General features: G+C 70.7%; 5 protein-coding genes. 3 read left to right on the top strand and 2 right to left on the bottom strand.

The features are described 5' to 3' along the window. The first annotated feature begins 185 nt into the window (after positions 1 to 185). The 3 genes from D7Y13_RS33330 to D7Y13_RS33320 all read left to right on the top strand — a co-directional run bounded on the left by D7Y13_RS33330 (position 186) and on the right by D7Y13_RS33320 (position 4,573). Positions 186 to 2,219, top strand: a complete 2,034-nt coding sequence (locus D7Y13_RS33330; RefSeq protein ID WP_120585762.1) for a c-type cytochrome — start codon at positions 186 to 188, stop codon at positions 2,217 to 2,219. Positions 2,220 to 2,362: 143 nt separating this feature from the next. After that, positions 2,363 to 3,436: a hypothetical protein gene (locus D7Y13_RS33325; RefSeq protein ID WP_120585763.1), complete on the top strand. Its 1,074-nt coding sequence runs from the start codon at positions 2,363 to 2,365 to the stop codon at positions 3,434 to 3,436. 108 nt (positions 3,437 to 3,544) lie between these two features. Continuing rightward, positions 3,545 to 4,573, top strand: coding sequence for a methyltransferase (locus tag D7Y13_RS33320; RefSeq protein WP_120537499.1), 1,029 nt, complete (start codon positions 3,545 to 3,547; stop codon positions 4,571 to 4,573). 39 nt (positions 4,574 to 4,612) lie between these two features. On the opposite strand, the gene D7Y13_RS33315 is transcribed toward D7Y13_RS33320, so the two are convergent. Beyond that, positions 4,613 to 7,327, bottom strand: coding sequence for a hypothetical protein (locus D7Y13_RS33315; protein ID WP_120585764.1), 2,715 nt, complete (start codon positions 7,325 to 7,327; stop codon positions 4,613 to 4,615). Between the two features lie 161 nt (positions 7,328 to 7,488). Beyond that, positions 7,489 to 8,517: a RodZ family helix-turn-helix domain-containing protein gene (locus D7Y13_RS33310; protein WP_147444522.1), complete on the bottom strand. Its 1,029-nt coding sequence runs from the start codon at positions 8,515 to 8,517 to the stop codon at positions 7,489 to 7,491. Positions 8,518 to 8,833: the final 316 nt, after the last annotated feature.

The raw sequence follows: 8,833 nt of genomic DNA, 5'->3' as shown, positions 1-8,833 counted from the left end.
TCCCCACACTGTCCGGGGGCGCACGGCGGGTGTGGAGGGCATCGACTTCCGGTGGACGGGTGGGCGAGCATGCGGCCCTCGGGACGGCGTGTGAGCAGGGCCGGCACGCACCCGACAGGCCGTGGGGACCCTGCGCGCGCAAGCCATGACGGCGCGCGGGCCACACGGGAGGGGAAGGCTTTCCGATGCGACGGCAGGGATGGGCCGCGTTCTGCGCGGTGACGCTGGTGCTTTCGGGGTGCAGTGAGCGCGAGGTGGCGGGCACCTGGAGCAATGCCTCCGGGTCCGTGGCCCTCAGCCGGGATGATTCCACGCTCTACGTGGTGGACGCCGACAACGGCATCCTCGCGGTGGTGGACACCGAGCGCCGGGAGAAGGTGGGCGAGGTGCGGGTGGGCCCGCGTCCGGAGCGCGTGACGGTGGGCCCGGACGACACGGTCTACGTCACGAACCGTGGCGGCCGCAGCGTGTCCGTCATCCGCAAGGGCGACGCGGTGGAGGCGGCGCGCGTGGACGTGGGCGTGGAGCCCACGGGGCTCACGGTGTCGCCGGATGGCAGGACGCTGTACGTGGTGAACAGCGCCACGCGCACGTCCAGCGAACATGGCAGCCTCACCGCCATCGACACCGCTTCGCTCACGGCGCGCTGGGAGCTGCCGCTGGGCGAGGAGCCGCGCGGCATCGCGCTGCTGGAGGACGGCAGGAAGGCGGCGGTGACGCTGTTCCGGCAGGGCGACGTGATGACGGTGGACCTGACGGACGCGGACCGTCCCCGGGTCGTGCGCGAAGGCACGGACCTGAACGCGCGCGCGAACCGCGCGTCCTCCAGACCGGGGCGCGTCTCCGACCTGGACACCCCGCTCCCGCCGGGCTCTTCCCAGGGGCCGCGCACCTTCCGCGCGCGCGGCATGGTGGACCTGCTGGGCGCTCCGGACGGACGGCGGCTCTTCGCGCCGGTGCTCTGGTCGCGCGAGGATCCGCTGGCGTCGTCGCCGGATGACGGAATGGGGGGCGGTGGCTCCATGTACGGCGGAGGCACGCCGTGCGGCGCGGGCGTGGGCGGCGGGGTGGTGGCCGCGGGCCTCATCACCTTCAACGCGGAAGACGACGTGCCCGTGCCGGTGGTGGACGACCTGGACGAGTGCAAGCCGCCGCCGGAAGAGAAGCCGGACTTCCCCACGTCGCTCATCGCGAGCCCGTCGATGATGACGCCCCTTCAGGGCCCCGCCGCGGCGGTGGTGGACCCGTCAGGCGCGTGGTTGTTCCTGGTGAACCAGGAGACGAACAACGTGGCCATCGTGCCCGCGTGGCGCCGTTCGGGGGAGGACCTGCCGAACAAGGCGAGCTCCGTGCGGCAGGTGGTGGAGGTGGGCGCGGGGCCCAACGGCATCGCCATCACCCGCGACGGGCGCAAGGCGTATGTCTACAACGCGTTCGACCACACGCTCAGCATCCTGGTGAATGGCGGGGAGGGGCTGGAAGAGACCGTGTTCGTGGAGGGCAATCCCCTGGCGCTGGCGGGCGACGTCCTGTCCCCGATGGCGGCGGCGGGCCGGCGGCTGTTCTTCACCGCGGCGGATCCGAAGATGACCAGCCCCATGGTGGCCGTCTCCTGCGGGTCGTGCCACCTGGAGGGCCGCGAGGACGGACACGTCTGGGGCTTCCCGGACGGGCCGCGCCAGACGCCCAGCCTCGCGGGCCGCATGACGACGTCGACGGCGCCCTTCCACTGGAGCGGGGAGTTCTCCGGGCTGGGCGAGTTCATGAACGCCACGGTCATCGACCGCATGGGCGGCTCCCAGCTGGACACCGACACGGTGTCGAAGCTGGCGGCGTTCATCGACTCGATTCCGGCGACGGACAACCCGAACCACGGCCAGCCGCTGACCGAGTCGCAGGCGCGCGGCGCCGCGCTCTACAAGAAGGCGGCGTGCGACACCTGCCACTCGGGCACCCTGCTCACCAACAACACCAACGCGGATGTGGGCACCTTGGTGCGCACGGGCGTCTTGCTGGACGCGCCGCGGGTCATGATGTCGGGGCTCAACACCCCGTCGCTGCTGGGCGTGGGCCGCACCGCCCCGTACCTGCATGATGGCAGCGCGCCCACGCTCCGGGCCCGCCTGATGAATGGCCGTGAGACGAACAAGCACGGCCAGACGTCGCAGTTGTCCGACGCGGACGTGGACGACCTCGTGGCGTACCTGCAGACGCTGTAGACCCTCCCGCGCTCCGGGGCGAAGCAGGGCCCCGGAGTGCAGGCGCGGGACAGGGGACTGTCCCTCCAGGAGTTCGCGGTGCCTCCCCGAAGCCACGTGTCCTCCCGAAGCCCGCGCGCGGTGAATCACGCAAGGCCTCCGCCATGTCGCTGACACGAGGCCCGGCGGGCGTCTCCATCACCGTGGAGGGGACGGAGACCTGGGGCCTGCGCACGCCAGGGCCGGGCCTGGTGCTGGACGTTCCCGTCGGAGGCCGACAGGCACGTCGTCCGGCGCTGCGCCTGGAAGCGGCTTCGCGCTACCGGCTCCGTTTGATGAGCGGTGATGCGCCGCTGCTGTGGGTGCGCATCGACGACTGGTGGGACCGCGCGGTCTTCCTGCGCGGCACGGCGCCGTCACCCTGGAGGCTGCCTTCGCTGTCGGCGCCGGAGGTCCGCGCCGTGTCCCACGCTCCGGGCTCCGCGCCCTGGTGGGAGGCCTGGGAATGGAAGCTGGCGCGGGAGCTCGTGGAGGCTCCGGCGTCCGTGCTGTATTCCGGGCAGTGGTGCCTGCGGCCCGTGGGCGTCCTCTCCGCCGACACGGCGGAGCGCCATCCCGTCTCTCCCATGGAATGGCAGTTCGGCCAGCCACCCCAGGCGCCGCACTCGCTGGACGCCGTGACGCGGTTCGGTCCGGCCTGGAACGAGGACTGGTGGGACACGCTGCCCGCGCAGCGACCCGGTGCCGTGCTTCCGCTCCGCGCACCTTCCGCGCCCGACGACGGCCGGGTGAAGAGCTGGCGCAAGCGCGCGCGGGACGGGACGCTGCCACCCGCGCTGCTGCTCTACGTGGACATCCTGGCGAAGTGGCTGGTGTTGGACGGGCATGACCGGCTGCACGCGGCGCTGCTCGAAGGCGTGGAGCCGCCCCTCCTCGGGTTGTGGCCTTCGGTCCTGATGGCGGGCACTCCCTCGAGCAGCGTGCGGGAAGCGGGCGCCCTGTTCAGCGCGGAGTTCCAGCTGCGCACCGGGGCGACGCCGCAGGTCGTCGAGCGGGTCAACCGCATGCTGTTGCTCAACTTCGCGCAGCCGCTGAAGGGCACGGTCTCCCGGGCCTGGCCCATCCCGGGAGGGCTGGCTGCGTGGCGGCAGGAGGTGCTGCTTGCCCGCCGTCAGCGCGAGCGACTGCCCCTGACCGACGAAGACTGGGACTGGTTGGTTTCACCCGACACCCGGTGAGGTGGGTGCCTCCGCCAGGCAACGGCGGGGCGTTAACGCTTTCCCACGCAAGCCTCATCCTCCAGTGCGGGGTGTCCCCCAGCGTCCGGGGCTTCCACCCTGGTGCGCATGGCACCTTCCTCCGAACCGTTGGCTTCGCACACCGCGCAGTTCATGCAGTACGTCACCGGGTATTGGATCACGCAGATCCTCGGCACGCTGGTCCGGCTGGAGGTGGTGGAGCAGTTGGCCGGAGGGCCACGTTCCTGTGACGACGTGGCGCGGGTGCTGGGCCTGGAGGTCCCGCCCCTGTGCCGGTTGCTGCGCGGTGCCGTCACCGCGGGAATGCTCGTGGAAGCCCCGCCGCGCACCTTCGCGTTGACGCCCCTGGGGGAGGCCCTGCGCAAGGGCATGCCGGGCTCCATGCGAGGCCTCGCGCTCGCCATGAGCAGCCCTGGCCACTGGCTGCCCTGGGGGCAGCTCGCCGAAGCGGTCCGCACGGGCAAGCCGCGCACGCACGAGACCCTGGGGACGGACCTCTGGGGGTGGCTGAGCCGCGACCCCGTGCTGACCGAGGAGTTCGCGGAGGCCATGGGCAACCTCTCCGACGAGGTGGGCGTGGAGGTCGCCACGCTCCACGACTTCTCCGGCCACGCGCGGGTGGCGGACATTGGAGGCAGCCAGGGGGTCCTCCTGGGCCATGTGCTCAAGGCCCATTCCGGCTGCCGAGGCATCCTCTTCGATTTGCCCGCCGTCATCCCCAGCGCCCGCGCCCGCCTGGACGCGCAGGGACTGGCGGACCGCGTGGAGCTGGTGGGCGGCGACTTCTTCGCGCCCGGCCTCCCCGCCGCGGAGACGTACCTGCTCAAGTTCATCCTTCACGACTGGCCGGACGACCAGGCCTCCCGCATCCTCCAGCGGATCCACGAAAGCGCGCCGTCCGGGGCCCGGCTGCTCGTGCTGGAGCAGGTGTTGCCGGACGATGGAAGTCCTTCGTTCGCGTCGTTGCTGGACCTGAACATGCTGGTGATGGCGGGCGGAAGGGAGCGCACGGTGGATGAGTTCCGCGCGCTCTTCGCCGCCACCGGCTGGACGCTGGAAGGCATCATGCCCAGCCGCACGGGCATGAGCCTCATCGAAGCCCGCCGAGGGCCGTGAAGCTCCGGCGCAAGGTGTCTGCCCTTGCGCCGGAGGGCGTTACTTCCTCTTCCTGGAGGACACGGGCTTGAGCTCGTGGGCCGTGATTTCGAACGGGTAGGTATAGGTCTTGTTCGCGCCCTGGGCCCGGAGCATCTGCCATTGGCGCGCGGCCCCCTGGGTCTCGAAGTCGAGCCGGAAGGTCGCGTCATCGAAATCCGTGCGCTTCTTCAGGCTCGCGCGGATGGGGTTTCCCTTCGCGTCGGCGAACACCGCCGAGAAGCCGGGCTGGTCCGTGTTCTCGCTCAGGATGCCGACCTCGTCCCCTTCGATGGCATTGACGTGGAAGCGCGCCTCCCCGAGCGTGGCCCGCGTGTGCAGGCTCACCGGCGTGAGGGCCGACACCGCGATGGTTTCGGGCAGGGAGAACGACAGCTGGCCCCGGATGCGCGCGATGGGCACGTCCTCCATGCGGTGGGGCAGGAAGTCGCTGAAGATGACGCCCCGGATGTCACCGGCGGAGATGTTGGGGCGGCCCAGGGACACGGCCGTGCTCCACTCGCGCGGATCCCCGAACCGGGAGCCCCAGACGTACTCCTTCGCTCCGGACTCCGACTCGCGGGTCTCCTTCATGTTCTCGGGGCGCAGGCGCGTGCCGTCGACGAAGTCCGCTTCCAGGACCTCCAGCTGGATGCCCGTATCCAGTTGCCCGAAGTGCTGGCGCACCTCGTCCGTCCAGACGATCTCCAGGTTGTTCTCGAAGACGCCCTGCGTCTGGAGCAGGACCTTGAACGGGGAGGGCGCGGCGCCCGGCACTCCCGGCGCGGCGAGCAGTCCTCCGTTGGCGTAGCGGGTGTAGCGCTCCTCCCGCTGGGCGATGGATTCGGCGGACTGGAGCGTCTGTTCAAAGACCGCCTGGCTGAGTGGCGCGGCCGCGGGCTCGGGCTCCGTGTCGCCCTCCTCTTCGTCCTCGGCCTGGGGGAAGGGTGGGGTGAGCTTGAAGGGCCGGACGTACGGCGTGGTCGCGTCCACCAGGACGAACTCCAGTTGCGCCGGCTTGCCGTGGGCGAGGATGGAGGAATCATTGGATTCGAGCCGGCCCACGAACGGCAGCGTCATGCTCGCGGAGAAGCCCGAGCGCGACTCCGTTTCGAGGTACTTCCCGGCAGCGTTCAAGGCGCGCACGGCCAGCACCGCGGGCGGGGTGCCTTCCGAGCCCAGCTGGAACGTCAGGCCGTCGTCGCTGACGCGGGTCGCTTCCACGGTGAGCTTGCCCTCGGTGAAGGCGAGTTCGGTCCTGCCGTAGGGCGGACCGAAGGCCAGCGTGACCTTCTTCACCCGCGTGGGAACCTGCACGGTGACCGAGCCTTCGATGGCTGGGAGCTTCTGCGTGTCCACGCCGCGCTTGAACGCGAAGCCGACCTTGTTGGTGGCGACCTGCATGTCATTGGATTGTTCACGGGAGAAATCCTCTTCGGACGTCATCCCGTTCGCTTCATCCGCCAGCGGGCCACAGGTGGGCCGGTCGAGTTCCGGCTGTTGGACGCGGACCTCCATCCACGCGCGCTTCGCGAGGACGGGGGCGTAGTGCGGGGGCAGGCAGACGGAGGAGGTCAGGCTGACGAAGTCGACCTCCGGCTGGTTCTCCCGGGCGCTCAAGGAGTTGAACGCGAGGCGGAGCTTCTTCGCGTCATCCAGGGCGACTCCGTGCGAGGGGCTGCAATCCTCGCCCGAGCGCTCGAAGAAGGACGCGGGCGTCAGGGCTTCGTCGTAGGCGTAGAGGTCCTTGGGGTCCAGCAGCGCTTCCTCGGCATCGTCCAGGGTCTTGAGGTCCTCGTCCTTCAGCGCTTCGTTCTGGAAGGAGGAGAAGCTGCGGGTCAGCACGTCCGCGTGCTTCTGCAGGGCATTCACGTCGAAGGTGAGGCGGAAGGCGTCCTTCGACGGCGTGACCTTGACGGAGGTCTCCGCCACGGTCTTCAGCGGCGAGTCCGCGCCCGTGGCCTTCTCCCAGAGCTTCTGGATTTGATCCGGGTGGTCGCCGAAGACATCGAGCTCCGCCCAGATGCCTCCGTCCGTGTCCGCGCGCAGGGTGAGCGAAAGCCTCCGGGCGTTCTCGACGATTTCTTCGCGCCCCAGGGCCATCTGCACGAACGGCGGGGCCAGGGACTCCAGGAAGGGCTGCAGGTTGATGCCACCCTGGGCGATCAACAGTGACTCCATCTTGCGGCCGGGCTCCTGGGCGAGCCGCGCCGTGAAGTCGGTCGCGAGCGCGGCGGGGACGAAGGCGAGGAGCTTGTCGCCCTTGAGCAGCCGGAACGGGCCTTCGCGTCCGCACGTCTCGGGGTCGATGAGGATGTAGTCGTCGCCGGTGGTGGCTTCGACCAGGTGCCCCTTCTTGAGGGCCTCGAGTGCCTGATCCGCCGAGCCATGGGAGGCGAACAGGCGGAAGGGGGACGGGCCCTCGGCGGTCTTCACGAAGCCCGAGGCGAACGACGAGAACGTTTCGAGGAGCAGGTCGCGGTGGCGGGGCGGCAGGTTGCCGACCTTGAGCAGGTACTTCTCCGCCGGGTCGATGCGCTCCTTCCAGGACTCCACCGAGCGCACGGACTTGAGCAGCCGCAGGTTGACCACCACCGACGCGACCGTTTCATCACCCGAGGCGACGGTGAGCAGCCGGTGGTCCGCGGCGGATGGAGAGGCATTCCGGTAGAGGAATGCGCCCGCCACGCCAAGTCCTACGAGGACGATGACCAGGGCGAGAATGACTTTCTTCATGGGAGGACTGGCTCAAGCGCGAAGGAGTGAGAGCGAGGATCTGCCGATCGCCGCGGGTCCTACCACACGTCCTCCACGCGGCTCTCCGACGTCGCGGAGCGCATGGGTAGGGTGGGACGCACCCGTCCATCCGCAATGACAGGCGTGACGTGTCGCGATGCCTATTCCGCGTTCGGCGGGGCGTCTGGCGCGGCCGTCCCGGAGCTCTGAGCGGGAGTCGGCGAGGGCGTTCCGGCCGGAGCGGTGGGGGTGCTCGGCGCGGGCGTCACGGAAGTCGGGGCGGTGGGTGCGCTCGGAGCGGGTGTTGCGGTGTTCGGTGCACTCGGCGCGGGCGTCGCGGCGCTCGAAGTTACCGTCGGCGCCACGGGCATCGTCGCGGGACGCGGTGTCACCACGGCGGGCACGTTGATGGGCGGCACCGCCGCGGGACGGACCGGCGTGGCTCCACCGCCCGTCGGTGCCGTCGCGCTGGGCCGCGGAGGCCGCGGGGCAGGGGCGGGCACGACGGGCGGCGGCGCTCGGGTTCCCGGAGGCGCGGACAACACATCCGTCGTTCCCGCGCGCGGCGCGGTGAGGGTGTCCAGCGGCTCCAGCGGTGCATCGCCGAACGGATTGTCGCCCTCGACGCGCGGTGCCTCCGTGCCCGCATCCTCCTTCGCGTCCTCCATCCCCTTGTGCGACGTCACCGCGAGGCGGGCGACGTCCATCGCGCGGTCCGGCTCATCCCCCAGCAGGGTGACGACGACGACGCACGGCGTGTCGTCATCCCACGCCACCACCTGCGTCATGCCCTGCACCGGGCTGCGCCGGGCCGCGGCCCTTCCCAGCGCGGACACCTCTTCGCCGCCCGCGTTCAACGTGGGCGCGAGCAACGCGCGCACGTCCGCGCTCGCGTAGCCCGGCTGGCAGTCATAGGCCACCGACAGGGCCACGTCCGGCAGGGCGGCCGAACTCAACGTGCAGAGCGGTCCACACGTGGGACAGGCCCGCTCCTCCTTCATCGCGAACCCGTTGAGCGTGAGGTCGCGCAAGTCCTCCGGCAGGAGCACCTCGCAGGAGGGAATCGCCAGCGGCGAGGGCCTTCCCGGAAGCCCGATGACGCCCGCATCCGTCGCTTCCGTGTTCGCGCCGGGCCTGCTGCACGCGCCCAGAACGAGCGCCATCAGCAGTACACCCCGTCCGACCCTCATCCCGTCTGCTCTCCTCACCGACGCCTCTGTCGCGAGCACGGATGGTAGACCGGGGCCAGCCCTCGGCGTCACCATTGTGGCGCGGCTGCCACTTTCCGGACGCGACCGGATGGCGGGACGGAGGACGGGCAGGCCGGCCTCGTTCACGGGCGGAGCGTGGGCTAGGCTGCCCGCCCTCTTCCATGCGCGTCCCCGGTCTCCTCACCCTGTCGGCCCTGGTCCTCTGCTGGGGCACCCCCGTCCTGGCCCAGGCCCCCGCTTCGCCGCCTCCGAGCCGGAACGCCGCGCCCGACGAGTCCTGGAGCGAGCCGGGAAG

This window comes from Corallococcus praedator, from assembly GCF_003612125.1.
Lineage (GTDB): Bacteria > Myxococcota > Myxococcia > Myxococcales > Myxococcaceae > Corallococcus > Corallococcus praedator.
This window is presented reverse-complemented; position numbering and strand designations above follow the sequence as displayed.